The organism is Mycobacterium sp. Panama NTM2 (assembly GCF_054355555.1).
Genome location: NZ_JBTHXC010000002.1, coordinates 108167 through 132677, shown reverse-complemented (window position 1 = coordinate 132677; position 24511 = coordinate 108167). Strand labels below are relative to the sequence as shown.

Sequence of the window (24511 nt, the reverse complement as noted above, 5' to 3'; positions counted from 1 at the left end):
CCGGATACCCAACCGGGGGCGGGGGCGGCGCTGTGTAGTGGTCTGGTGGTAGGTGTTCGCTGTTGTATCCGGGATCAGCTCTCCACGGCGGGGTGCTGTCCGCCGGCGGTGCGGTGTACGCGCCCGCCGGGTGGTGGCCACCGTCGAATCCTGCCGTCGCCGGGGGCGGCGCTGTGTAGTGGTCTGGTGGTAGGTGTTCGCTGTTGTATCCGGGATCAGCTCTCCACGGCGGGGTGCTGTCCGCCGGCGGTGCGGGGTACGCGCCCGCCGGGGGGTGGCCACCGTCGAATCCTGCCGTCGCCGGGGGCGGCGCTGTGTAGTGGTCTGGTGGTAGGTGTTCGCTGTTGTATCCGGGATCAGCTCTCCACGGCGGGGTGCTGTCCGCCGGCGGCGCGGGGTACGCGCCCGCCGGGGGGACACCGTCGAAACCATCGTCGGGCACGGCCGGGCCCGCAGCGTGCGGTGAGGGCTCTACTCCGATTGGAACAGCTTGAGGGCCAGTCATTCCCGCGCCCACAGGCGCATCGGCGCCGGCCTCAGCATCGTCATCGGACGGCAGCGCGGTCACCGGGTCATCCGCCCCGGCGGCGGGCGTACCCGTCGGTTGCAGATACTGGCTGAAAAAGTCCTGATCGCTCACGGGCTCTCGATTCTCCTGCGCCACAAGTGGCCTACCTCCTCGGACTGATTCACTACAGTACATGATTAATCACTTTTGGGCACCACGTAAACAGCTATTTTGACTGATTTATCTGGTCGTGTTCACCGTGCGGACAGGCTCGGACGTAAGGGACTTAACGGCCGGGTCGGGGGGTAGTCGACCACTCAGCCAGACCTACTGTGGACATGACCGATTTCAGCGCAGACAAGATCGCCGCATCGGACCCTGGCGCAATCAGCGTCCACCATGAACCACTCTCACTGCGAACAGGGCCGCTGACGACCCTGCCAGCACTGGTATCGGTGACCGTGGCGGCTGTCTTGCTGACCTGCATCTGATGGTTGCTGCCGTGCGTCACAACAACCATCGACAACTCCATGACCGGATGATCCGCCGCCAGCGTGACGATCCGATGTTGGTCGGCATCCATGCCCAGACGCCCCAACGCCACCATCGGACTGTGCTCGCCGCGCAGAACCTGCGCCAAGCTGCTCAGCAAGTCCGCCGTAGGGACGGTAACTGCGTCGAAGGAAGCCGGCACCATGGCCGGGCCGCACAGCGGGAGCACGCGTTGGACCAAGCCCGCGAGCGTCATGCCCGGGCCCAGGCTCTCCACCGTGACGTTCTCCCCATGTCGCGCGGCGGCGACCGTCACATCACCGCGGCGGGCAATAGCTACCCGTAGATGCTCGCCGCCGCGGTGGATCAGACACGACAGCACCACATCCGGATTGCCCAGTGTCTGCACCCACAGCTTCACCTGTGGGTGCACGACATCGCCGCCGAGCAGGACACCGGCCTCCTGGAGCACCGCATAGCCCGGGTGACTCTCAGGCAGTCCGCACTCACTGACAAATGGTCGACACACGAGCACCGCGGGCAAGGTCTCCACTGCGCACAATGCCTGCACCAGCCAGAGCCCCTCGGCGGTGATCTCCAAGCTCGTCGCTGGCTGCGGCCCCGCTGCGCGCGGACCCGGACGACCCACAAATGCTGTCCCGCCCATGGTTCTTCTGTTCTCCCCGTCGTGAACGACCTTCTTGCAATGCTGCTCTCAAGCACTCGGCCCGGCCTGCCGACAGAATCGCCAGACCGGGCCGAATACCCGTCACCGAAGGTGGATGGCCACCTACACGTACTGCGCCTTGATCGACGCGTCCTTGGTGACCATTCCGTCCGCGCCGGTCAGCAGAGCAGCCTTAGCCTCCTTGAGCTTGCCGCTCAAGGCATCGACCAAGGTGATAGCGCGGGTGTAGTTCTCGCGGAAGGCATCGCCGCCGCCGCCCTGGAAAGATCCCTCGGTCATGGACTTCAACTTGTTTGCCTCGACGGCGACTTCGGCGGTCAGCGTTTCGCAGGCCTCGATCTGGTGAGCGCAGTCCTGAATCATCGGGACGTTGTATTCGATCAAACTCATGATGTTGCTCCTCTACGGCTGTTTCTGGATGCGGGATGTAGTGGTCTGGTCAGACGCTCATGGCGTCGATGGCGCTGAGGCCCGCGGCGGCGTCCTCGTCGCCTTCCTGCAGGCTCGTCTTCGACACGCCCATCTTCTGACCGTGCTCTTCTTGCATGAGCGCCTGCTGATTGCCCAGGGTCTGCAGATCTTCACCGACCCGCATCAGCGCGGCCTGGCCAGCACCCTTGAAGCCTGGTGCGACCCCTTCGAGTGCCGATCCGAGCTGCTGCACCATCGACTGCAACCGGTCCTGCTTCTCAAAGAGACCCTGCTGGGTGGTCTCCATGAGCTCCATATCGCCGGAAATCGTCATGTCCTGTAAATCCTTTCATTAACGGCTACAGCACTCTTCGTGTGCGGCGCCTGCGTGTCTGTCGAGAATGTGTTGTGCCCGTATCTTGCTCAGGGCACCCCCTTGCCCCCGGTGTTGGCAGTCACCAAACCACCGCCTCCGGTAATCACCGGCATCGTGTCGGTGCCGTTGTAGAGACTGGACGCGGCCGCCATCACAGTGGCGCCGTCGACCTGCTTTTTTTCGGAATCCTGTTGATTAGCGCCACCGGCCGCCGCAGCGCCGTGGGCCATCGGCCCCATCATTCCGCCGCCGCCCATGCTGGCCGGCATCGTCGTACCGGCCCGCGCCTGCTCGATGCGCGACCCCGTGTCGGCGCTGACCGGCGTCGCCGCGCTCACCGACGACGCCCAGGAGCCAGGACTGCGCAGCGCTGAGGCCGCCGACATCGCTCCACCCATGCCCCCGCCCCCACCAGCTCCACCGAGTGAGGCCGCGACTGCTCCCCCTGCCTGCGGTGTTTGGGTCACCCAGTCAGCATCACCCGCGGAAAAATCGGCCCCCAGATCGTCCGGTGACACATTCAGCGACGACGCCAGTGAGCTGAGCTGACCAAACGCTTGCTGCGGTAGCTCCGAGATGCTCTTGAATGGACCGCCACCGCTGAACGCTGACAGCGCCTGCGTCGGCATGCTGAGGAGTTGCGGGAACAGCCCAGTCGCGGTCTCCATCATCTGACTGGGATCGGCAGACTGGGCGCTGGGCTGGGATCCACCACCCGCCGCGCCGACAGTGCTAGGCGGAGGTGGAGGGATTGGCGGTATCGCCTGCACACCAGCCATGGAAGCCGCTTCATAGGCCGACTTGTTGGCCGCTCCCCGCATCCACATCTCGGTGTACTGACCACGATTGGCGACGATGAGCGGAGTCAGCATCCCCAGAAAGTTCGCCCCGACCAGCGCCATGTGTTCGCTCTGATTGCCGACAACTTCACCAGGATTAGGGGTTGCAGCCCGCAGCGTTTCGAATGCGTCCCCGGTGGCCATAATGCTGGCCGAAGCGTGGTTGAGCATGGTCGCCACGGTCCCCAGCCACACCAGGTGCGGGACATGGGCCAGCCTAGCCACCTCGCCCGTGACCGACGGCCAGCTGATCGACATAGCAGCCTCCACAGCCGCATGGCCGCCCAGCATGCCGATGATCGCACCGGCTAGCGCTTCGAGCTGCGCGGCTGAGGCGAAAAACGAGGCAGCTGACGGTCCCAGCCAAAAGCCCGCCGACGTGGTTTCCGGCGGTTCGGCTTGATAGGCCCCCGGTGGCATAGCGGTGCTCCCCGTCTCCCCTGCCTGGGTCCTACAGGACCGCGTTCATCAGCACCGCATTGGCGGCATCTTCGAGCGACGTCACCGTGCCGGCCACCGAGTTCGCCACGCCGTACAGCGCCTGCATTGCAGATGCCCCGGACAGCACCGCAGACACTTCCGCGCTGTACGCGGCGATCTTCGCCGCGTTGGTCGCCGAAATTTCTTCCAACCCCGGCGGCACCACAGCCGCGGCCGCGGCCGCCTGCGCCGTGTGCCCCGCAGCTTGAGCCGAAAGCCCTGCGGTCGCCGCCGCAGCAGCGGCAAGACCCACCGGATTGACAACTACTGACGTCATGGACGCCCCCTAACTAATCAGGACTCCTGCACGATAACACAGGAATAGTCACCCCGTACACATAAAGTGAACAGCCTTCGTGGCCGCCCACTTGTTTGCCAGCCATACACGCGACTAGCTGTACTGACCTGAGAGGTTAGGTACACGGCTGGCTGGTGGTTGACCGCCGAGTGCTGTGTGGCCGCGGTGGTGATTGTAGGTGTGCAACCAGCGCGGGTATTCCTGGCAGCGTTGGTCGTCGCTGGTGTAGAGCCGGGCGTAGGCCCATTCGTCGGCCAGGGTGCGGTGGAATCTCTCCACTTTCCCGTTGGTCTGCGGACGATACGGCCGAGTCCGACGGTGCTCGACGTCGTCGCCCAGCGCGTCCCGGAAGACGTGCGATCGATAGCACGACCCGTTGTCGGTCAACACCTTTCGAACAACGATGCCGTGCTCGACGAACCAGCCATTGGCTCGGCGCCAGAACTCGGCGGCGGTCTCCTTGCGCTCATCGGGCAGCATCTCGGAGTAGGCCAACCGAGAGTGCGCATCAATGGCGGTGTGCAGGAAGTGGTAGCCCCGCACCGGGTGGCGGTGTTTGGAGTGCCGACCCGAACTCTTGTCGGCCTGGGCGTTGCGCTTGCCGGCGGCCCGGCCGAGCTTGCGCCAGCCGCCGCCGGCGGGGATCTTCCCCAGCTTCTTGACGTCGACGTGCACCAGATCACCGCACGCCGCCGACTCCATGCGGCGCACCACGCGGCCGGTAGCGCGGTCGAGCCAGCGCAGTCGGGCGATGCGGTAGCGGCGCAGCACGTTGTGCACCGTGGAGACGTTCAATCCCAGCAGGTAGGCGATTCTCGCCGGTCCCCAGCGGCGAGTCACGCGCACGCCGATGATGCGCCGCTCAATGCGCGTCGGCGTGCGGTTCGGACTGTAATGCGGCCGGGAGCTGCGGTCGGCCATTCCGGCCTCGCCCAGCTCGAGGTAGCGGTCCACCCACCGGCACGCCGTGGTCACCGACACCTGGAAACGATCGGCCGCACGGCGACGCGACCACCCGTCATGGACAACGCATCGAGCCAGCCGCAGACGACCGGTTTCAGACAACGGGGCGTTACGGTGAACCACGAAGACCTCCGAGATCGGGGAGCGTTCCTAGACAGCTCGCACTCCACTCGGAGGTCTTCGTCTTGTCACCTCACCACGCCGTCACCAACGTCCGTGGTCAGTACAACTAGCCTGCCTCTCTTTGATACCACCACGAATTGACGACGTTGTCATGCGCGAGTTTCCACCGCTCACCATTCATCGCCACCAGAGATCGGGCTGTAGCCTTCGGGCAACGGTGGGGTAGCCACCTGAATCACCTGGCGTCCCCCCTTCGGGTAGATCAACTCTCCGCGCCCCGGCGCCCGGGGAGTAGCCCGGATGCCGGTAACAATCGGTCCATCATCGCGGGAACCATCAAGGATGAGCACACCCGACCCAGCCGCGCTCATCCCAGAGATGATCTTGTTGCCACCCGTAGTGGACATCCAATTCTTGACCGCCGAGGCGACCAGGAAGTGGACCCCAATCTGTCTACCCCGCGACACAGCAGACTCCAAAGGAGCCACCAGCGACATCGAGCTGTACCCCGGAACATTGAGCAGCGTGAAGTCGTCAATCACAATGAAATAGCGCGGTCCACTAAAACGCCACCGAGCTCTCTCCTCGGGACTGGCATCTGCCGGCGCGGTGCGCTCGGCGAACTTGGCCGCCAGCTTCTTAGACGCCTCACCGATCTGCTGCGAGTCCGAGCTATAGAACGTCAAGTAGGCAGGATCGATGAACGCCCCCAGCTCCAGACCGACGTCAAAGGCAATAATCTTCGCGGCCTCGGGGGTGAAACTCTGCTGGATCGACGCGATGAGCGTTCTGAGCACCGTGGTGCGACCCGATTTAGCACTTCCCACGGCGTAAAAGTGCGGGCACTCAGCCAAGTTCACCCCCACCGTGGCCAGCGCGACGTCCCCGATCCCGAGCTTCAACATCCCCCGCGGCACATCGTCGAGCTCGGCGTAACTCACCTCAGCGGGCAACGTCGGCAACGTCGGCGCAGGGGCAATACCCAGAGCACTCCACCGCTGCGCGATCAGCGCGCACGTCTGCTGAACGGCATCCTGGCCGTAATCAGCAGACTCCACCGCAGGGAGCACGGCTGAGGCCACTGGCACCCCCGCCAGGAAATGCAACACCTTGCCCTTGTCCTTGATCAGACCCCGGCCTGGCTGATCAGGAACCTTGCCGGCCATCTCACGATCGCCGGCCTCGCTCTGGGTGGGCTCCTGCACACGCATCTCGACACGCGTGCCGCACTTTTCCTTGAGAGTGAGGTTCGCGGTGGCCCACTGGTCATTGGTCACCAGCAAATGAACGCCGTAGTTCAGTGCCGAGCCCGTGCCCAGCGCCACGATCCGGCCGTGCAGATCCATGTCCTCCTGTTTGAGCCCAGGAAGGTTGTCCACGAGCAGGAACACATCGCCATGCCCATCCTCTGGGATCTTGCCGGGCTTGCCGGCGAACTTGCGCGCACGAAACTCCTCCAGGTCGCAACCCGCGATCTCCCAGCTACGCACCCGATCCTTGAGAATCCGTTCGACCTCGCTGACCACGCGGGCCACCTTTTCCGCGTTACCTTGGCCCGCGATCCCGGCCACATGCGGCAATCCTGCTAACGCATCGAGTCGGCCGCCGCCGAAGTCGATACCGTAGAACTGCACCCGTTGAGGACTATGCGATATCGCCAACGACGTGACGATGGTCTGCAGCGCCGTCGACTTTCCGCTCTGCGGGGCTCCGACCGCCATCACGTTGCCCTGAGCCCTGGACAGGTCTGCAACAACCAAGTTCTGGGTATGGCCAAACGGGTCATCCGCGCGGCCGTAGGGCACCCGAAGACCCGCGTCCTCGGTCACATCCAGCCAGTCTCGCCCCCAGAACTCCTGGGCCATCTCGTCCAACGGAATCGTTGCAATATCTTCCAGCGGAGGCAGATACATCCGGTGCATCGGCCTGCACGTACGCCCCGCGCCGGCGAGCCGTCCGACCAGCGTCGAGACCACCGTCGGGGAATCGACGTCTGTCTGAGCGAGTGCCTGCTCCTCGGCCTGCTCCTGCGCAGCGCGATCATCCTCGTCATCGAGCAACTCAATGTCGATCGGCAAGGAATGCACACCCGTTTCGAAGCGGTGCGCGTCGATGAACTGCCCCTCCTGACGACGCCGCTGCGCCTTGCCTACCACCGGCGCAATGAACGGCGCTGACACGTAAAACGACCGGAACAACTGGTGTTCGTCGTCGTGCACCAGAAACCCGGTGCCCACCGGGGCGCCGATCAGATCGGTATACGCCTTCGGCGACCCAATCGCCTGGCGCGACTGCCCGGCGTCCTTGAGTTTCAACCCGATCGAGTAGGTCTGCTGGCTGATCATCCCGGCCATCCGGCCTGACTCAACCCGCTGCGAAGCATTGAGAATATGCATCCACAAACCGCGGCCTTTACGGGCCACCGTGTCGAACGTTCCGGTGAGTGAAGGCCGGATCTTGAGCAGCTCGGAGAACTCGTCCAGCACGATCACGAGAGCGCCCAGCGGCTCCAGCTCGGGACGTGTCGTCGCCCGCGCCCGTTCGTAATTGCGGACATCCTTATACCCAGCGGCTTTCAAGATGGTCTCTCGACGCACCACCTCGCCGTTGAGCATGTCCTCTAAGCGATCCAGCCGCGAGGCTGACTCTTCGAGGTTTGAAATGACACCCTGAACCTGAGGCAGGTCAGCCAGCGCCATCATCGCGGTCTCACCCTTGAAGTCGCCCAGGATCAGCTGTAACACCTCGGGGTTATGCGTCATAGCCAACGCCAGGATGAACGCCACCAACGTCTCGGACTTACCGGAACCGATCTGTCCGGTCAGCATCCCGTGCGGCCCCATACCGCTCTCGTCGGACTCCTTCAAGTCCAGCCACACCGGCTTACCCGAGGTCGGGTTCTTGCCTAATGCAGCCCGCAACCGGCTCTGCACGGTCATTTTCGACCATAACGTGTGCGGATCCCACTGCCGGGCATCCGCAATGTCGAAGAAGTCCAAGAAATCCTGACCCGCGCGAGCATCAGCGGCCCGCTCAGCAAGCAGGCGGGTCGCGGCATCTTCACGCTCGAACCGCGACATCGCTCGAGCAAAAACCTCGAACTCCACCTGCGACATCACGTCCGGTTTTGCGGCGAATTTCAGCCCTTTGGCGTACCGACTCGATACCTCGGTCATCACAGCACCTCCTCAGCGCGCAGCAAGTGGCCCTGGTCATCGAGCACGAAAGCCGTTGCCGACGTCGCCAATGCCGAGAACGTGTCTCCGGTCGCCTCCAGCACACACAGCCCGGCGAACCCCATCGCATCCACCGGCTCGCCGAGGTCACCGCTCTTGAGCACCCCGAGCAGCGGAGCGCAATTCGCACCCGGCAAGTCCACCACCACGACCATGTGATCATCCGGTGGCGGCATCCCCTCCATACGAGCCGACCACGGACCCTTGGATTGCAGCGCCGTTCCGTGCCGATCCATAAACTCACCAACATCGGAATAGATCATCCGAACCGGCCCAGAGGCATCAACCAGAACCGGATCGCCAACGTGCGGAAGCCATTTAGCGCCCTGCCACGCCGCCTCATCATCGGTGATGATCGCCATCCGGACCACATCAGGGCCGTGAAAGGCGCATAACTGGCAGACCATCGCCCGAAGCAACCCCTGAACGATCGGGCGTTGATCATCGTCGGCAGTAAACAACGCCCACCCCATCTGGTCGAACAAATGCAACGGCCGGGCAACATCGTGGACCACATTCTGCGTCAGCAGAAAGTCACGAGCCGCGATCGCCGTCGCCGTCTCACGAAACTCCGGTGGCGGAACCTTCTGGGGAGGAAGGATTTTCGTCCTGAGACGCGTCACCCCGACGCCGATGCGCACATGCCCAAAGTTCCGGTCGTTCGGGGATCGCTCCCACATCCGGGCTGTGCCGACCAGCGTTAACAGCGCCCCCTCAGAGGGGTTGGGATGGTGGTAAGCGATTTCGCGGGCCTGCGCCCGGGCACCGTCGTGGACATCTTCACGCAGCTCATCGAGAGTGCGCGCATAATCAACCCGGCTGGCCGCCAATGCCGCCGGCCGCGCCTTCTCATTCTGCCCACCGCCGCGGTTGCGCATCATCATGAACACCGACATCAGCATGATCGGCAGAATGAACAGACCACCCATGCCCATGGTGCGAGCACCGCTACGGATCATGATCACCAGCAGAACCACCACGGCGCTGACGAAAACCAAGATCCACACCCACATGGGCGGCCGAGATTGTGGCGGGCGCACCAATTCAGCCAGCTCGGGCAATGTCAGACTGCGCTCGCCAAGCTCGGGCGCACGCGCCTTTTCCTTGTCGAATCCCTGCTTGGTCATCGCGATCAGTTCCCCCCGCTCTGTAGCCGCTGCCCCGGAATGTTGATCACCGTGTCCCGTTCCACGCGGGCCGCCTGTTCCGAGAGAAGCGGTCCCGCCGGCAGCCATCGGATAACCGTCCACGGAGCCCGCGTCGGTGTCGTGTCTTTCAACCCCAGGGCTTGCTGAGTTGTACTGCCCTGGCCTGCCACATCAATTCCGAACCGCACCCCGGTGTCGCCGATCCACCACAAGGACTCCCGCCGCGGCGAGTCCGGTTCTACACCGGTAACCTGCACAAAATTCGCGCTACCCGCGCCGAGATAGACTTCATCGGCTGCGTCGTTGGCCTGCCCGGAGACCATGCGCATCACCTTGGGCTCCTCACTGACTGGGATCGGTATGCGACGCCCCGACACTGTTCTCACGCTGGCCTGCGCTTCGTTGGCGTCCTTGCTCCACACCACGCAGGTGACAGGCTCTACAGCCTTGTCCAGCAATGTCAGAGGACCCCTGGGGTACTTCGAGACGTCGAAGCCCACCGCCTGCGGGGCATCAGCCACAACGTGCGGTGCGGCGTCAAGCACACGTCCCTGCCCGGATGGGTCCGCGTTGCTCAACATCAACGCCACCGTCTCGGGTATCAATTGCATGCCAGCAGGCAAGGCCACAAAGAACTGCTGCTGCCCGTCGGCGGACACGGACCGAACTACCGACCCCGACACGACCGGCAGCTGCGCCTCGGCGTAGCCGACAGGCCCCCCAGCGTTCGGCACCGCCGGAACCCGTAGGGGTGCAGTCGGAATCAGCGCTTCAAAGAGCGCTTTGGACATCGGTGCCGGCCGCACGCTTCCGGCCTGAATGCCCAGCGCCAGGGTCACCGGCCGATCAGCGAGGTCGATGAGCGAGCGGTGGCCATCGGTCACCAGATACACCGAACCGCCATAATTCATCAACACTGCCTGAGGGGAATGCATCTCGTGTGACCAATCGCCCAACTCCAAGTCGCCGCCGAGCACCGTCACCGAGGGCTTGCTCTGCGGCCCACCAGAGCCAAGCCTGTCGCACAGCCCCCAACCGGTCGTCTGCGGAGTACGCGGCGCCAAATCATTGGGGGCGCCGACGATGCCGACCATCGGGCCCATCGGACGATCCTCGATCTGAGCCATCGGGACCAGCTTGGGAGACACATCCTGACCCAGGATCAGACGTGCCGACGCCAGATTCAGTACCGGGTGCATCGTTGCGTCGATATTCACATACAGTGCCCCACTGGCCCGATCGGCCACCAGCTTGGAGTCCCCGATCTGGCCTGCGGGCCGCAGCCACGCCAACACAAAGCACACCCCGAGCGCCAGTACCGCAATCACCACACCCACCAGGGTCGAGGCCCCGTAGTTCTTCGACGGGTCGTGCACCAGGCGCACCGAGTGCCGAGCCACCGCGACCGCCATGCGGTGCCACAGAAACCGCCATGCGGCGACCTGCTCCAGCGAGGCATAGGTAAGCCCGGTGCCACGCCGACGCGGCTTCTCAGATTCGTTCGAGCCCGCCACCTGCGCTACCTTCCCCCGCCGATCGACACCACGTGCACGTGATCCATATGGTTCTGCGTCGCACTACCGCGACCGCCCATCATCGAGGCGCTCCCATCGGGCTGAATCATCTGCTGCCGCCAGATCATGTGATCCAACCCCAGCTCGGTCCGATTACGAACCAGAAAGTTGACGACCTCATTTCCCAACTGCCGCCCTTCTGGGGTATCCCAGTTCGGAATCATGACGTCCAGCGCCAGCCCGTCGGGATGCCAGTGCAGCGAATCTTGGCGAACCCCACCGATCTCCTTGATCTCAGGGAACGCCGCACTGATAGCCCGGTTCATCAGCTTCGTGTATTTCTGCAGCCCACGCTCATTGGCGCGGCCGGGCCCGCTCGTATCCAGCCCCCGATCAGCACCGCCACTAGGCTTGGTGGACGCGGCTTTAGAGATGGTCTGTGTAGCCGGGGAAGCCAGTCCGCCCAAGGCGCTCAAGGGTTGCCCCAGCGCAGACAGTCCACCCATGCCCGGCATCCCGCCACCCATACCGCCACCGCCGGGCATTCCACCGCCCATACCCGGCATAGCGCCGCCGAACCCCGCCAGCGGTGACGTGATGCCTCAGATCAAGATGCCCGCGAAATCTGATCCATGCCTCAGGTAAGAATGCCCGCGAAACGGCGTTGGGTCAGGAGGCCTTGATCCGGATGCCTTTGCGGGTGTCGGGTAGGGCGGTGGGGATGCTGGCGAGGTAGAGCTGTTCGGTTTTCTCCTTGGCCAGCTGGAGAAGTCGGTTCTGCAGGTCGGCGATCTGGCGTCCCATCGCGGCCGGGTTCAGGCTGTCGCGGTAGGTCAGGAGCTCCGATTCTTGGGCTGGTGAGAGGACGCCGGCCGCCAGTAGCCGGTCCAGTGGGGTCTTGGGCTGGTCGTAGAGACGGCGGCGCCGGCCGTCACCGCTGCTGGCGTAGCCGATGGGTTTGATGGTGGGGGTCAGGTAGTTGAGCCGGTCGTTGACCAGAGGCCAGAGCCGGTTGAGCACCGCACGTTCCTCGTCGGTGTCGTAGCGGTAGTAGAACCCGTACTTGCGGACGAGATGGTTGTTCTTGGACTCGATGGTGGCCTGGTCGTTCTTCTTGTACGGCCGGGAGCGGGTGAAGAAGATCTCCATCTGCCCGGCCCATTTGATGACGGCTTTGTTGAGGAACTCGGTGCCGTTGTCGAAGTCCAAACCAGTTACCTCATACGGTATTTCATGCACACCTGCTTTCAGGGCGGCCAGGATGTGGGTGTGGGCGTTGTTGCGCACGGTCCGCGTGAAAGTCCAGCCGGTGTGCACATCGGTGAGGTTGAGGGTGCGGGCGAACTCGCCCTTCAACGTCGGCCCGCAGTGCGCGACGGTGTCTCCTTCGAAAAAGCCTGGCGCAGCTTCGATTTCGTCGGTGGCCTTGCGAATCTTGACCGACGAGCGCAACAGCGGCGAGGGCTTGGTGGTGGACTTGCCCTTGATCTGGTCTTTGGCTTTCACCGGCGCCAGATAGCGGTCGATTGACGCCGCGCTCATCGCCAACAGCTCCTCGCGCACCGTCGGGCTGTAACGGTCACGGCCAAAGACCAACTCGCCGTGGCGCTCCAACCCGTCGAGCTGCAGGGCCATCGAAGCAGCCAGGTACTTGCCGCACTGCCCACCCGAGGCGGCCCAGACCTTCTGCAGCACCTTACGGGTGTCATAGCTGTACTTCGGCGAGCGCGGTTTGCGCGGCCGTTTTGCGACACTGCGGCCCGCACCCGGCGGGCGCCTGGCCGCTACCGTGAGCCGCCGGCGGGCGTTATCACGCGACCAGCCGGTCACCTCGACCACCTGATCCAGAATCCGGCCCCGGTCCTTCTTCGAAGCCCTCACATACGCCTTGGCGTACCTGGCGGTGACCTCGGCACGAGACGCCATCGACAACCCACTTCCCATGCTCCACGACTATCACCATTTCGCGGGCATTCTTACGTGAGGCACCGAGGGCGTTTCGCGGGCACTTTTCGTGAGTCAAGCCGCAGCCTTGCACGGCTGGTGCGGTTTACCTAGACTTACTGGTGAGCCGATGCATCGTGGTGTCATCGGAAGTGGACCCCAGGAGTTCCTGCCGGAAGACAGGGCCTGGGGCCGCGTCATTTCTGGGGCACTTCCAGCATGGTTACCTTCGACTCAATGATCCCGAAGTGCTCGGGGTCGCCGCTGCGGAGTTGGGTCACCGCGCCACAGCAAGCATCGGGTATCCACAGCATCGCCTCAGTGGGGCCGCCAACGTGATCGAGATGCAGCCGACCCCCTAGAGCGCGCTTTCGCCGCAGGTAGTCCAAGGTGCGCTGGTCCTCCCGGTCGTCCTTGGGGCCGCGGGATTCCACGATCGCCTGCGCGACACCCAAGGCCACCAGCTCGGGCAGTAGCAGTTCCATGCAGATCCGGCGCCGACGTTCCGGGTGCTCGGTGATGCCAGGCCGGGATCGGACGACCACGAGGTGCTCAACGTCGAGCCCTGCGACGGTCTTGGCAATCGTGCGCTGCCGGCCGCGGTCCTCATCGCGCCAATGCAGCTTGCGATGTCGACTCCCTACGAGCAGCGCCCGCATCGCCTCCCGCGCATGCTCAGCACGGCCTGCTTCGCTGATGACCGCGCTGAGGATGTACGTACCGGGATCAACACGTTGATTAGACCCCGATTCATCAATCCAGGCATCGAACGGACTCATGGGCGGTGACGGTATCGGTCCAAGGAGCAGGTTCGCCGGGATCGCCACTCGTGCCGAACCACTAATTTCCAGGTTTACGGAAGACAGCGCCCAACAGTCGCACACCGCTCCCCGCCATTTCATGGCGGGCAGATCGTCAGATCGAGTTCAACGTTGAGGTAACGACAGGCTTGAAGCCCGCCGCTACCGCGCAGTACACGATATCGGCCAACGCCGGCGAGGCCGGTTGCCGCCAGAAACGAATGAGCTCCGCAATCAACGCCGTCCGATAGAACGCCATGTACAGCAGACGCTGACGCAGCGAGTCCGCCGAATCATCCAGATCCAGCGGACCGTTCATATGCGGACTGGTCGCATTGCCGTCGTGACGCTGAGCGACCTCGGCATCGTACGAATCCCAGTCCACGGCGCCCTGGCTCAGCTGATTCAAGAACGTCAGGTCCGCCGCCTCGGCAACGTGAATCGGTCCATCCGCGCCACGCACCGGACCATCCGGGCCCACCGCACCCGCCGTGGCCACCGCCGACTCCACCACACTCCGAGTGATCACCGCAGCCACCGATATCGACGCCGGACCCGAGCCCACCGACGCAATCTGCTGAGCCAGCGCCGGATCAATCGTCGCCAACCGATGCTGATGAGCACCATCAAGCACAGGCACAGACCCCGGCGAGTGCAAAATCGACCGCAGCGTCACCGTCTCGAAATCCGACCACCCCGCCGGACGCGGACCCTCCGCAGTGGTCACCAAAGCACTGCGCACAACCCCAGATACTCTGTCGGACAACACATCCGCATGCGCAGTCAACAGATCCGCCGGTCGCCGCCAACCCAAAAACCCCGACGCCCAACTCCACGGCAAAGCAGGATCAATGGGGGCCAACCGCGCCGTCGTCGGAACGAACACCGAAGCAGGCACATACACCCCACCACCAGCACTAGAACCAATGACAAGCTGCGGACCCAGATGCGTACGCACAACGGCCACAGCCCAATTCACAAACCCGGCATCGATCGTGTTCCACGCGGCATCGGTACCGCGAACCAACCCGTCGATCACTTGCCGAGCCAACATCATGTCCGCGCTCACCTCGGGCTCAGGCATGCTCGCTGCTGTTGCCGCACCCGACGTGCCCGCCATCACCGGAGCGGCACCGCCCTGCTGACCCGACGGTGCCGCCGAAGCCGGCGCGGCCGCCGCCGACGCAGGAGCCGTCGGTCCCGCAGCCGTCGGGCTCGCCGCCGACCCACCCCCAGGCGGAACAAACGGGGCCAGCGGGCCACCACCGGAACCTCCAGCCGCGGGCGGATGCGCCATCATCGGCATACCACCGCCACCACCAACCATCGGTCCCGCAGCAGGGCCCGCAGAACCGCCACCAGCAGCCGCCACCGACGGCTGCACCGGACCCTGCAAAGGAGCTGCCACCGCAGGCGCCGCACCCGGATGCTGGGCTACGAACTTCTCCAACGGAGGCGGCGACACCGCACCCGAAGAACCAATACCCGACGCCAACCCCGAATTGAAGCTCGACGCCGCACTCGTCAATGACCCGCCACTACCCAGCGAGTCTGCTGCCGACGCAGGCGAAGTGAACGCATCCGACAGTGACTTGCCCCCACTGCCCAAAGGATTGCTGAGCCCGGAGGGCATCTGCGGCGGCCGCAAACCACCCATCGCCGAACCCGCCGATGGCATGCCCCCACCCGCAGAGCCGCCACTTGCACCGCCCATCGGCAATCCTGCCGCTGGCAGCCCTGTCGTAGTAGACGGAAGCCCGGTCGCGGTTCCTGGTGCGACGGGGGATCCGTCCGTCGTCTCTCGGACGTCGGTTGCGGTGCCGTCCGGTTCGGTACCGAGCTGCTTTACGTCGCCACCATCCTTCCCCGCAGAATCACCGTCTGCGGGGGCCTCCTCTCCGGGTGAATCTGGCACCGGCTTCTCGTCAGCTTCTTTTTGCTCAGTGTTGCTGGCTGGCTCTGCGACGTTATCCCTTGGTGCGTCGGGTGTTTCGCCGACTGGTGCTTCGGGGATGGGTAGGACGGCGGGTGTGGCGGCGATGTCTTCGAGTGCGGTGCTGTAGAGGCTGGCAGCTTCGGCTTTGAACGGGGCCATGGCTGACACTGCGGCCGAGGTGCCGCCGCTGGATTGGGCGGTGTCCCATGCTTCGGCTGCGGCGTCGGCGACGCGGCTGAGGTCGGTCTTCAATCCGGAGACGATTGCGCGGAATGAATCTGCTGCCGTTGCAGTGGATTTGAAGTGGTTGGCGCCGCCATCGGCGTGGTTGACCATTTTGCGCATCAGCGCGATGCGGGCTTCGCCGCCCTGACCTACCAGTAGGCTCGCGCCTTTGGTCATCTCATTTTGCACGGTGTCGGCGTATCCGGATACCGATGTGGCCATGGCTCTTTCGTCGTCGGCCAGTGCCTGCAAATCAGTTTCGCTGATGGACGGCCAATAAGGTAGGACAGTCAGTGACGATGCTCGCCCTGACGGCCGCTGTATGTCCCCTGCGTTTCCGACTACCGCCGCCATTGAAACCTCTCCGGCCTACTCTTCATCCAAACCGCAGGCCGTCCACACCTGGTCCACGGCGTTCTTTTCTGCATCCAAGCTGTACGGCGGGGGCTCAGCCAGCCCACGGGTACGGACCTTCCCATGTTCCGCAACACGGGCTTGGTACACCGAGGCGATGTCAGTGACAGCAACCCTCACAGGTGCGCTGGCGTCAGGATTCTCGGCCAGTGCAACCTTCAGAGCGGTCACCGCGGGAAGAAGGTCAGAGCCAACTCGATCAGGCCTGGGAATGGCGCTATTGATGATGGCGTAGCTGGTGCACAGGGACACGTCTTGGGCGTGTACTTCCGCCGCTGACGGGGTGACACCACCCGGCGCATTGGTTGGTAGGCCTGCGGTCGGCGCAGCGTCGCTGGCCCCGGAGTCACTTCCGCTGCTCGCGAAGACAGCTCCCAGTGTCACGCCAGCGATTAGTGCGACTACTGCGGTGCCAGCAACGCCAGCTGGGATCAGCCAAGGTCGACGTCGCGATGATGCGGACGGCAGAGCCTCTCCAGGCCGTGGTGTCGGCGGTAGCGCGCCATACTGGCCCGGAGCAGGAGGCAGAGGGGCAGCGCTGTACTGCTGATTGGTGCGCATGTCGTGCATCACTGGGTGGTTCATGTTGTCGCGCCTCCCTGCGGCGATCCCGATAACGGTTGTCTACAGCCTACCAACGCCCACCCACTTTGGTCTACACGCTGATCGTTGCCGGCGCGACGGCCGTTATGTCTGCTGCGTTCTCAGCGTCCTGCGTTTCCAACTGTGTCGCGCTGCCGACGTCCCCGGTGGCAACGGTGCTTGCCGCCCGGCTCATGTCCGCCAAGAACGTCGTACGTTGGGCGGGCCATGTGCTGGTGATGGCATTGATTGCCAGTGAAACCCCATCGGGCTGTGCCGCCCCGCTGGCCAAGCTCCCGACACCCTGCGCAGCTCCGGTGGCGCCGCGAGCAGCGACTGTTGCGGCCTCCGCGCCGGTCGTCGCGCCAGATGCAGGCAGAGCAATCGGGTCGACCTTGATGAGATCTCCCGAGCCACCCGACGGTGTTACTGCTGGCATATCGTTATCCCCTCTGCCCCTTCATGGCTGCTGAAAGCTGGTCAGCAACAGGATGTTTGCGAAGTTCCTCGGGGATCAGCTCAGCGCAGCGCTGAAATAGGCGCTCGGAGATGGCATCGATTCCCTTGCGGGCACGTTCAGCGTTGTCGCCCAGGGCCGCGTTGATCTGATCGTTGAGTTCATCCACGGTGAGTTCACGTTGAAGGCCTTCACGCACATCGAGGTCGATCAACCTGCCGCGGGAATCGTGGACCACGATCACGTCGTCGTCATCGTCGCCGCTGGACAAGAACTCTTCGGCTTCCTCGATCCAGTCATAGATCAGTCCCAGCATCGCGTCGTTGGCCTTGAGAGCCGCCGCTGCCGCTGGGTTAGCGGTCGTCGTGGGCGTTGTCACCGGTTGTTTCCTCCTGAGTCGCGGCCGCCCTGCGGCGGCCTGGACGCTTCCTCAACTGCTCCAACTCACCGAACACTGCCTCGGTATTGGCAGGGTGCCGGTGTACCACCCGTCGATCTGGATGGAGATCTCTATCTCGTTCGCCGGTCTGGCCGCCACCCAAGCCGCCCATCATCGGCGGCATCATGCCGCCCATCGGCATACGTGCCCCCGCGCCGCCAGCAGCACCTGATCCGGCAGCCGTGGGTGGAGCTGGTGGCATCGCCGCAATACCAGGAGCCGCAGCAGCAGGCGACGACACCGACGGAGCCGCAGGAAGACCACCGCCACCGCCACCGCCACTGCCGCCAGAACTTGCTGGGGTCGTGCCGAACGTGTCCTCGAAATCGAAATCGTCTTCCTCAGAGCCCAGTTCGGGCGGACTCATCGAGGGAGCTCCACCTAGGCCTGGGATCGACGGCAGCCCTGACAGTGCCGACATGGGAAGTCCACCGCCACCACTGCCGGGCATCAATCCCGATGCCGCTCCAGCGGATTGACCGACTGTGCCCAGAATCGTGCCCATCACTTCACCGGCAGTGTTCGCAGCCGGATCGACAGCCGACGCCAGCGGCTCGACCGGGGGCTTCGCCTCGGCAGGGGGTGGACCCGGCTCGTCAGTGCCGCTGCTGGAGTCCAGGGGCTGCTGCTCGGTGGAATCGGCGGCGAGCTTTGCATCCTCCTCGCTGTCGGACCCCTCGCCTTTGCCGTCCTTGTCAGCGCCCTCTCGCTTCTTGTCAGCACTGGTCTCGGCCGGGTTGTTGTTGTCCTGGTCAGCGCTCGACGGCCCGCCACCGACGATGGGCGGCGGGGCCGGCGGTGGGTCAGGTGCTGTCGTGCTGTCGACGTTGGCCGCGGCCGCATAACGTGTCTGTGCCGCCAGCGCTTCGGCTTTCGCCTCTTGAAGTTTTGTCGTCGCGGTCATCAAGGGTTCGGTCACAGTCCCACCGCTGGAGGCGTACGTCTGCTGCGCCTTGCGATACTGCGCGTTGAGCGCTGTGAACGTTTCCGGTGTGGGCGTCTCGTTCCGCGCCGTCTCCACGGTTGCGCTGGCGGTCTCAGCCGATGCTGCGAGCTGTCGGGCATAGTCAGCGGCGCTGTTCAACCACTGTGCGTGACGCCGGATCTTCTCCCCGGCGGGCTGATCACCCTCATCCCACGCGGAATCGACACCCGCGCCGGTCCGCTCGATGTCTCCTGCGACGGTAGCGAGGTTCTGGGCCGTTGTGCGTAGCTGCCCTGCCAGCGTCCTGAGCGGCTCAGCACCAGCCCCGCCGTGAATCGTGCGGGACCACACTTCCCCGGTGCTCGGATCAGGCACCGCCGGCACCGGCGGCGCCACAGGTAACGACGGCGCCCCGCCACTTTCGCGGGGTAGGTTCGGCGCTGCGCTGGCCGTGGGGGCTGTCCCACCGCTGGCAATGTGCGCTGCGGCCTCCTGGTCGCCCTGTTGCAACGCTGCCCCGGTGAGATCGACTGCGAGACCGCCAGCGGCACGCTGCAAGGCTGCATGGGTGATCAGCATGTCCAGCCCGCTCGCCCACGCCGTGAAGGACGCGGCCACCGCAGTGGACACGGTATCGGAGGCGGCCGGCTGACACTGGGAGCACTGCGCACCCGGCGCGTGACCGGCAAGCGCGCGGCCATGCGATGCCAGCGCCCCCGGATCAACAGCCACCTTCGCCACTACCAGTCCCCCGCTCCGCTATCGGATCGCACCGCCACCACCCCTATCCGCGCGGGCCCTAGCCGTTGCCGGTGATCGCCGAGATCTGCCGAGCCACATCGTCGTCGTGCTGCTCAAAGCCGATCTTATGGTTGCGCAGTTTGGCCGCGTGTGCACGCGCTTCGGCGGCCACCCGCTGATACGCCTGCTGGCGGGCCAGGTTCTCTCCAGCTTTGGACTGCACGAACGGCTCGTAGATCGCCCCGAGTTGTTCGCGCAGCGCCTCGGGCTGCACAGGTGGCTGGCCGCTGGCCTCCACCGCGTCTGCGTACTCCTCCCACTGCGCCGCCAGTTGTGCTTGCGCGTCGGTGTCGAGGGCGATTGCTTCGCCGCCGCTGTTGGCCATCTGAGCACCTTCCTGTCACACATGAATGTATAGAACTGTTCACGTACTGACTCATTGTGTACGGTACGTCTGAGTAAGTGCAACCCTTTCCGCGTGTCGCTAACAGTTAGCACCGCTCCGGTCTGAAAGAGTCTGAGTTTATGGCGATTCGCAGCACACACAAGGGCGACCGAGCGCAACTCGGACCCCGCGTCGATCGGGTTGTCTACGACGCAGTGGCCGCCAACAGCGGTCAGTACGGAGCCGACGGCATACCCATGTCCCAGTGGGTTGCCGACCTCCTAGCAGCCATCGTTGGCCACCCCGAACTCATGCGCGAACTCGACGGCGAAGACGTCGCCCAGATCCTGGCCCGCGCCCTGGACAACCCAGAGCTGCGGCGCACCCACGGCCGCCGACGCGAGGAGGGCCTGCCGCTGGCGATGTAACACACCCAGCCCCTGACTAAAGAAACCTCGTGGCCGGCTAACAGGGGCTACACCCGAACATCTGAATACCGGATCGCGGTAAACCCCCGGAAATGACAAAAGCCCCCGAAGGGGCTCTGTCCCGGTTTCAACCGAAGTGTGCAGCTTCGGTTCGGATTACCGATATCCACATCCCCTCTGGAAGGGACTAGTCTTGATGGACTCGTCTCACGATAGCGCATATCCAGACCTTGTGCCAGACCCGGCACAGGCTGCGTTGGCAAATCGTGATCTTCGTAAAATCAGCCCCACTGGCCAGCTACCCACCCGCCCCGCGGCCGGTGATGCGCGGCCACTATGAGCGCTGCGCTACACACCACTCCCGCAGAGGTGCACCCCGCCGAGGTATGGGCTGGTCTGGCACCTTTAGCTGCGGCTCCAGGCCGCCACCAAATGCGCCTGTGGACCCCCGATACCGGCAAGTTCTCCCAGACCGCCAAACTCACCGCCAAATGGCCCACTCAGCCAGCGGCCGTGTACCTCTACTCAGCAAACGCAACAACCGTCCTTCTAGCGCTAGATTTCGACACAAGCCGAGGCGACGCCGCCGCCGTCGAACGCGACCTGCGCACCGCCGAAAACTGGCTCATCCGCTGCGGTGCCCGCGTCGTCACCGACTACACCGACGACGGCGGCCGCCACCTGCTGTGCCCCCTCGCCATCGGCACCACCGCCTCACTGCCCGAAGTCACCGCCCTCATGCGCGTGCTCGCCGGCCACCTCCCCACCCTGGACATCGCTCCTGCCCTCAACCCCGCCCAAGGCTGCATCAGCCTGCCCGGCACCCTCACCAAACGCGGCGGCTACCGCCATCTCGATGGCACCCTCACCGCCGCCCGAGCAGCCTTCATCGAGCGTTCAGAACCCGGCATGCTCCCCCGGCTCTACCAGCTCCTCGGCATGCTCAAACCCGCCACCCCAGACCCGTCACCTCCCGAGGAGCCACACGACGCCAGCGCGGCCGGCTACACCACCGGGGAAGGTGAAGACCGCCGCCTCACCCCCGCCTACACCCGCACCGACCCCCTACCCGACAGCATCGCCGCCTTCGCCACCCGCGGCGACACCGCCCCCACCGATCGCCCCCACTGGAAAAGTCCAAGCGAAGCCCGCTTCGCCACCGTCGTGGCCGCACTCGACCGCGGCCACACCGCGGCAACGCTGCGCGACCTCATCGCCCCCGACGGCCCATGGCACGACGGCCTCGGACACGCCTACAAACGCTACGGCCACGGCGCCGACCGAGCCCTACTCCGCGACATCGACCGCGCCTTCGACTGGCTCATCGCAAACCCCCTTCTATACCGACGCCCGCAGCACAAGCAGAAGTACACACAGGGGGGTTCTTTAACAACCGCTACTCACAAGAGCGGGTTCACAGGCCCCCCCGAGCTACGCCACTGGCTGGCCAACGCGTTCAGATGGGCCGACCTTGAATATGCTGGGCAGCGTTACCGCTGGACCGTGCACGCTGTGTTGCAAACTCTCGCCGTGCACGCCCTCAAAGCCGGCGACAAAAGCACGGGAACCTGGGTGGTAGGGGTCGGAGGACGAAGTCTTTCCCTCGGCGCTGGGCTACTCAGCCCCGACGCTGTGTGGCGAGTCCTGCGAGATCTCAGGGACCGTCAAGGATCACCGATCGTCCTCGTGCGCAGCCACATGGGTCTAGAGGCCGACTACTACGCTCTGACCAGCCAGAACAACGTAATCAGAGGCCTCAACCACCACTGCGAGCGTGTACGAATCGAAGCAGTCCACGACATATGGCACATCCTGGGACACCACTTACGCCGAATCTACGAACTCATCGCCCACCACGGCCTGACCCATCGCGAAGACATCTACGCCGCCGCTGCGGTATCCCGAAGCACCGGAGACGACGCGGTGCGCCAACTACAAATCCACGGACTCATCGCAGCCACAGCGCCCAAAATGCTTGGGCCAGGGCCAATCACCCCCCACACCCTGGCCGAAGCACATCAACTCCCCCACCTACGAGAACAACGCCAACAGACCTACCGTGAACAACGCGCGCAATGGCAACAATGGCTCGATATCCGGGAACGCCTGAAAAACGCGGACGTCTCTTTCGCCGCTGCGAGCGCACCGGGAGGCGACGCAGACCAATCATCTCCGCCGTACAACGCATTCGCTGACACTAAGGACTACCTGGAGTCAGTTCTGCGCACCGGACCTCCAGAGGACATCGAACGTTTAGAAGATCACGCGATCGGCCTGATCGAAACCATCATGGGGGCAACACTGCTCACTCGACGCGCAGCAGCCCCGCCGAAACCGTCACAGTGACGATACGCGGCCCTTGGAGATAGACGTGCCCAAACCATCACGAGGCGAGGGCATGCGACTGCGCAATGGGCTTGTCGGACGCCTGTGCGAGCATGAGCGCCAGAAGCTAAATGCTAAATGGGGAAAGGGGGTCTCACAGTGGACACCATCGTGATCGCCGTCGGGATGCCGTTTTGTCTCGCATTCTTGGACCAGCCCATCGATGAAGTCGTGACCCTCTGGGAGTCGTGGGTCGAGTCAGGCGAACTTGTTCGCGCGCGCCACGAAGACCCGACCCGCGATGCCGTCATACGACTACGGCCCGCCGTTCTGGGAGCAATGATCAGAACCTGTGGATGAGCCTCGGCGAGGCGGCGTGAAAGTGGGCGCACCTTCCCGAGGATGATCTGAAAGTCCAGTAGCTCTGATCAAGACCGGCGTTGGCGCGCTGGTTGGGAAGGTACGCCCATGCTCACCGTAGTTCACGATGCCCGGGAGGCCAACGACAAGACGGCCGGCCACCGGTCGTTGCTCGATGAGATCGTCCGCGACGGTGCCCGCCAGATGCTGGCCGCGGCGCTGCAGGCCGAAGTCGCCGCCTATGTGGAGCAGTTCGCCGACCAACTCGACGAGGACGGCCGCCGGCTGGTGGTGCGCAATGGCTATCACCAGGCCCGCGAGGTGCTGACCGCGGCCGGCGCCGTCGAGGTCAAAGCACCGCGAGTGAACGACAAACGGGTCGACCCCGATACCGGTGAGCGGCAGCGGTTTTCCTCGGCGATCCTGCCCGCGTGGGCGCGCAAGTCTCCGCAGATGAGTGAGGTGCTGCCACTGCTGTATCTGCACGGGTTGTCGACCAGCGATTTCGGGCCGGCGCTCGAGCAGTTCCTCGGGTCCGGCGCCGGGCTGTCGGCCACCACGATCACCCGACTGACCAGCCAGTGGCAAGACGAGGCCCGTACCTTCGCCGCCCGGGATCTCTCCGGCAGCGACTACGTCTATCTGTGGGTCGACGGCATTCACCTCAAGGTGCGTTTGGACCAGGAGAAGCTGTGCCTGCTGGTGATGCTCGGCGTGCGCTCTGACGGCCGCAAGGAGCTCGTCGCGATCACCGACGGTTATCGGGAGTCCACGGAGTCGTGGGCGGATCTGTTGCGCGACTGCAAGCGTCGCGGGATGACCGCCCCGGTGCTCGCGGTCGGCGACGGCGCACTGGGGTTCTGGAAGGCGGTCCGCGAGGTATTCCCGGCTACCAGAGAACAGCGCTGCTGGTTCCACAAACAGGCCAATGTGCTTGCTGCGTTGCCGAAGTCAGCGCACCCGGCCGCGTTGGCGTCGATCAAGGACATCTACAACGCCGAGGACATCGACAAAGCCCAGGTTGCCATCAAGGCCTTCGAGGTCGACTTCGGCGCCAAGTATCCCAAGGCGGTCGCCAAGATAGTGGACGACGCCGATGTGCTGTTGGAGTTCTACCACTATCCGGCCGAACATTGGATCCACCTGCGAACCACGAATCCGATCGAATCGACCTTTGCCACAGTGCGTTTGAGGACGAAAGTTACCAAGGGGCCTGGATCGCGTGCGGCCGGGATTGCCATGGCCTACAAGCTGATCGATGCTGCCCATGCCCGCTGGAGGGCCGTCAACGCCCCACACCTGGTCGCCCTCGTGCGCGCCGGAGCGGTCTTCCACAAAGGAAAACTGCTCGAACGACCCACCGACATCACCCCACCACAACCGACCTCAGACGGCGATCAGCATGCCGGAACGGAGGTCGCCTGAAACACCCGATCCACAGGTCTTGACAATTTCTCCGTTCTGGGTGTCGCGG

At 64.3% G+C, this 24511-nt stretch carries 19 protein-coding genes; 3 read left to right on the top strand and 16 right to left on the bottom strand.

Annotated elements, in window-relative coordinates:
- Nucleotides 1-794 precede the first annotated feature (794 nt).
- From ACXYX3_RS27250 to ACXYX3_RS27175, 16 genes are all read right to left on the bottom strand, one after another.
- Nucleotides 795-1601 (bottom strand): ESX secretion-associated protein EspG, encoded by an 807-nt coding sequence (locus ACXYX3_RS27250; protein WP_234809877.1) that lies wholly within the window; start codon nucleotides 1599-1601, stop codon nucleotides 795-797.
- 189 nt (nucleotides 1602-1790) lie between these two features.
- Nucleotides 1791-2078 (bottom strand): hypothetical protein, encoded by a 288-nt coding sequence (locus ACXYX3_RS27245; RefSeq protein WP_068920398.1) that lies wholly within the window; start codon nucleotides 2076-2078, stop codon nucleotides 1791-1793.
- Between the two features lie 49 nt (nucleotides 2079-2127).
- Nucleotides 2128-2433, bottom strand: a complete 306-nt coding sequence (locus tag ACXYX3_RS27240; RefSeq protein WP_068920397.1) for a hypothetical protein — start codon at nucleotides 2431-2433, stop codon at nucleotides 2128-2130.
- Nucleotides 2434-2522: 89 nt separating this feature from the next.
- Nucleotides 2523-3734: a PPE domain-containing protein gene (locus ACXYX3_RS27235; protein ID WP_083128823.1), complete on the bottom strand. Its 1212-nt coding sequence runs from the start codon at nucleotides 3732-3734 to the stop codon at nucleotides 2523-2525.
- Between the two features lie 31 nt (nucleotides 3735-3765).
- Entirely contained in the window at nucleotides 3766-4071 is a 306-nt protein-coding gene (locus ACXYX3_RS27230) for a PE domain-containing protein (RefSeq protein ID WP_046364543.1), read from the bottom strand.
- Nucleotides 4072-4185: 114 nt separating this feature from the next.
- Entirely contained in the window at nucleotides 4186-5178 is a 993-nt protein-coding gene (locus ACXYX3_RS27225; protein WP_458612283.1) for an IS481 family transposase, read from the bottom strand.
- A gap of 170 nt (nucleotides 5179-5348) precedes the next feature.
- A complete protein-coding gene (gene eccCb / locus ACXYX3_RS27220) occupies nucleotides 5349-8354 on the bottom strand; it encodes a type VII secretion protein EccCb (RefSeq protein ID WP_068920410.1) in 3006 nt (1001 codons plus the stop codon).
- Nucleotides 8354-9541 (bottom strand): cell division protein FtsK, encoded by a 1188-nt coding sequence (locus tag ACXYX3_RS27215; protein WP_068920395.1) that lies wholly within the window; start codon nucleotides 9539-9541, stop codon nucleotides 8354-8356. Before ACXYX3_RS27215 ends, eccCb begins: the two co-directional genes overlap by 1 nt.
- Before the next feature lie 5 nt (nucleotides 9542-9546).
- Nucleotides 9547-11076, bottom strand: a complete 1530-nt coding sequence (gene eccB / locus ACXYX3_RS27210; protein ID WP_083128826.1) for a type VII secretion protein EccB — start codon at nucleotides 11074-11076, stop codon at nucleotides 9547-9549.
- Nucleotides 11077-11081: 5 nt separating this feature from the next.
- Nucleotides 11082-11603 (bottom strand): VldE C-terminal domain-containing protein, encoded by a 522-nt coding sequence (locus tag ACXYX3_RS27205; RefSeq protein WP_458612282.1) that lies wholly within the window; start codon nucleotides 11601-11603, stop codon nucleotides 11082-11084.
- A gap of 142 nt (nucleotides 11604-11745) precedes the next feature.
- Nucleotides 11746-13002, bottom strand: a complete 1257-nt coding sequence (locus ACXYX3_RS27200; protein WP_176215952.1) for an integrase catalytic domain-containing protein — start codon at nucleotides 13000-13002, stop codon at nucleotides 11746-11748.
- 215 nt (nucleotides 13003-13217) lie between these two features.
- A complete protein-coding gene (locus tag ACXYX3_RS27195) occupies nucleotides 13218-13799 on the bottom strand; it encodes a hypothetical protein (protein ID WP_083129131.1) in 582 nt (193 codons plus the stop codon).
- 136 nt (nucleotides 13800-13935) lie between these two features.
- Entirely contained in the window at nucleotides 13936-16233 is a 2298-nt protein-coding gene (locus tag ACXYX3_RS27190; RefSeq protein WP_083129132.1) for a hypothetical protein, read from the bottom strand.
- 1187 nt (nucleotides 16234-17420) lie between these two features.
- Nucleotides 17421-17813 carry a hypothetical protein gene (locus tag ACXYX3_RS27185; RefSeq protein ID WP_234809905.1) on the bottom strand — a complete coding sequence of 131 codons (393 nt, stop codon included), beginning with the start codon at nucleotides 17811-17813 and terminating at the stop codon, nucleotides 17421-17423.
- Entirely contained in the window at nucleotides 17788-19377 is a 1590-nt protein-coding gene (locus ACXYX3_RS27180; protein ID WP_458612281.1) for a PPE domain-containing protein, read from the bottom strand. Before ACXYX3_RS27180 ends, ACXYX3_RS27185 begins: the two co-directional genes overlap by 26 nt.
- A gap of 220 nt (nucleotides 19378-19597) precedes the next feature.
- Complete coding sequence (locus ACXYX3_RS27175; protein WP_068920386.1) at nucleotides 19598-19924, bottom strand: hypothetical protein; 327 nt, start codon at nucleotides 19922-19924, stop codon at nucleotides 19598-19600.
- Between the two features lie 140 nt (nucleotides 19925-20064).
- On the opposite strand from ACXYX3_RS27175, the gene ACXYX3_RS27170 reads away from it, so the two are divergent.
- From ACXYX3_RS27170 to ACXYX3_RS27160, 3 genes are all read left to right on the top strand, one after another.
- Nucleotides 20065-20352, top strand: a complete 288-nt coding sequence (locus ACXYX3_RS27170) for a hypothetical protein (protein WP_068920385.1) — start codon at nucleotides 20065-20067, stop codon at nucleotides 20350-20352.
- Nucleotides 20353-20784: 432 nt separating this feature from the next.
- Nucleotides 20785-22698: a hypothetical protein gene (locus ACXYX3_RS27165; RefSeq protein ID WP_107529117.1), complete on the top strand. Its 1914-nt coding sequence runs from the start codon at nucleotides 20785-20787 to the stop codon at nucleotides 22696-22698.
- Between the two features lie 447 nt (nucleotides 22699-23145).
- Nucleotides 23146-24462 carry an IS256 family transposase gene (locus ACXYX3_RS27160; RefSeq protein ID WP_054430305.1) on the top strand — a complete coding sequence of 439 codons (1317 nt, stop codon included), beginning with the start codon at nucleotides 23146-23148 and terminating at the stop codon, nucleotides 24460-24462.
- The last annotated feature ends 49 nt before the right edge of the window (nucleotides 24463-24511 follow it).

Bases quoted from the DNA above. Each gene is read 5' to 3' on its own strand.
- ACXYX3_RS27245 (WP_068920398.1), bottom strand. From the start codon at position 2,078: ATGAGTTTGATCGAATACAACGTCCCGATGATTCAGGACTGCGCTCAC.
- ACXYX3_RS27240 (WP_068920397.1), bottom strand. From the start codon at position 2,433: ATGACGATTTCCGGCGATATGGAGCTCATGGAGACCACCCAGCAGGGT.
- ACXYX3_RS27235 (WP_083128823.1), bottom strand. From the start codon at position 3,734: ATGCCACCGGGGGCCTATCAAGCCGAACCGCCGGAAACCACGTCGGCG.
- ACXYX3_RS27230 (WP_046364543.1), bottom strand. From the start codon at position 4,071: ATGACGTCAGTAGTTGTCAATCCGGTGGGTCTTGCCGCTGCTGCGGCG.
- eccCb (WP_068920410.1), bottom strand. From the start codon at position 8,354: ATGACCGAGGTATCGAGTCGGTACGCCAAAGGGCTGAAATTCGCCGCA.
- ACXYX3_RS27215 (WP_068920395.1), bottom strand. From the start codon at position 9,541: ATGACCAAGCAGGGATTCGACAAGGAAAAGGCGCGTGCGCCCGAGCTT.
- ACXYX3_RS27205 (WP_458612282.1), bottom strand. From the start codon at position 11,603: ATGGGTGGCGGGATGCCGGGCATGGGTGGACTGTCTGCGCTGGGGCAA.
- ACXYX3_RS27200 (WP_176215952.1), bottom strand. From the start codon at position 13,002: ATGGCGTCTCGTGCCGAGGTCACCGCCAGGTACGCCAAGGCGTATGTG.
- ACXYX3_RS27195 (WP_083129131.1), bottom strand. From the start codon at position 13,799: ATGAGTCCGTTCGATGCCTGGATTGATGAATCGGGGTCTAATCAACGT.
- ACXYX3_RS27180 (WP_458612281.1), bottom strand. From the start codon at position 19,377: ATGCTGATCACCCATGCAGCCTTGCAGCGTGCCGCTGGCGGTCTCGCA.
- ACXYX3_RS27175 (WP_068920386.1), bottom strand. From the start codon at position 19,924: ATGGCCAACAGCGGCGGCGAAGCAATCGCCCTCGACACCGACGCGCAA.
- ACXYX3_RS27170 (WP_068920385.1), top strand. From the start codon at position 20,065: ATGGCGATTCGCAGCACACACAAGGGCGACCGAGCGCAACTCGGACCC.
- ACXYX3_RS27165 (WP_107529117.1), top strand. From the start codon at position 20,785: ATGCGCCTGTGGACCCCCGATACCGGCAAGTTCTCCCAGACCGCCAAA.
- ACXYX3_RS27160 (WP_054430305.1), top strand. From the start codon at position 23,146: ATGCTCACCGTAGTTCACGATGCCCGGGAGGCCAACGACAAGACGGCC.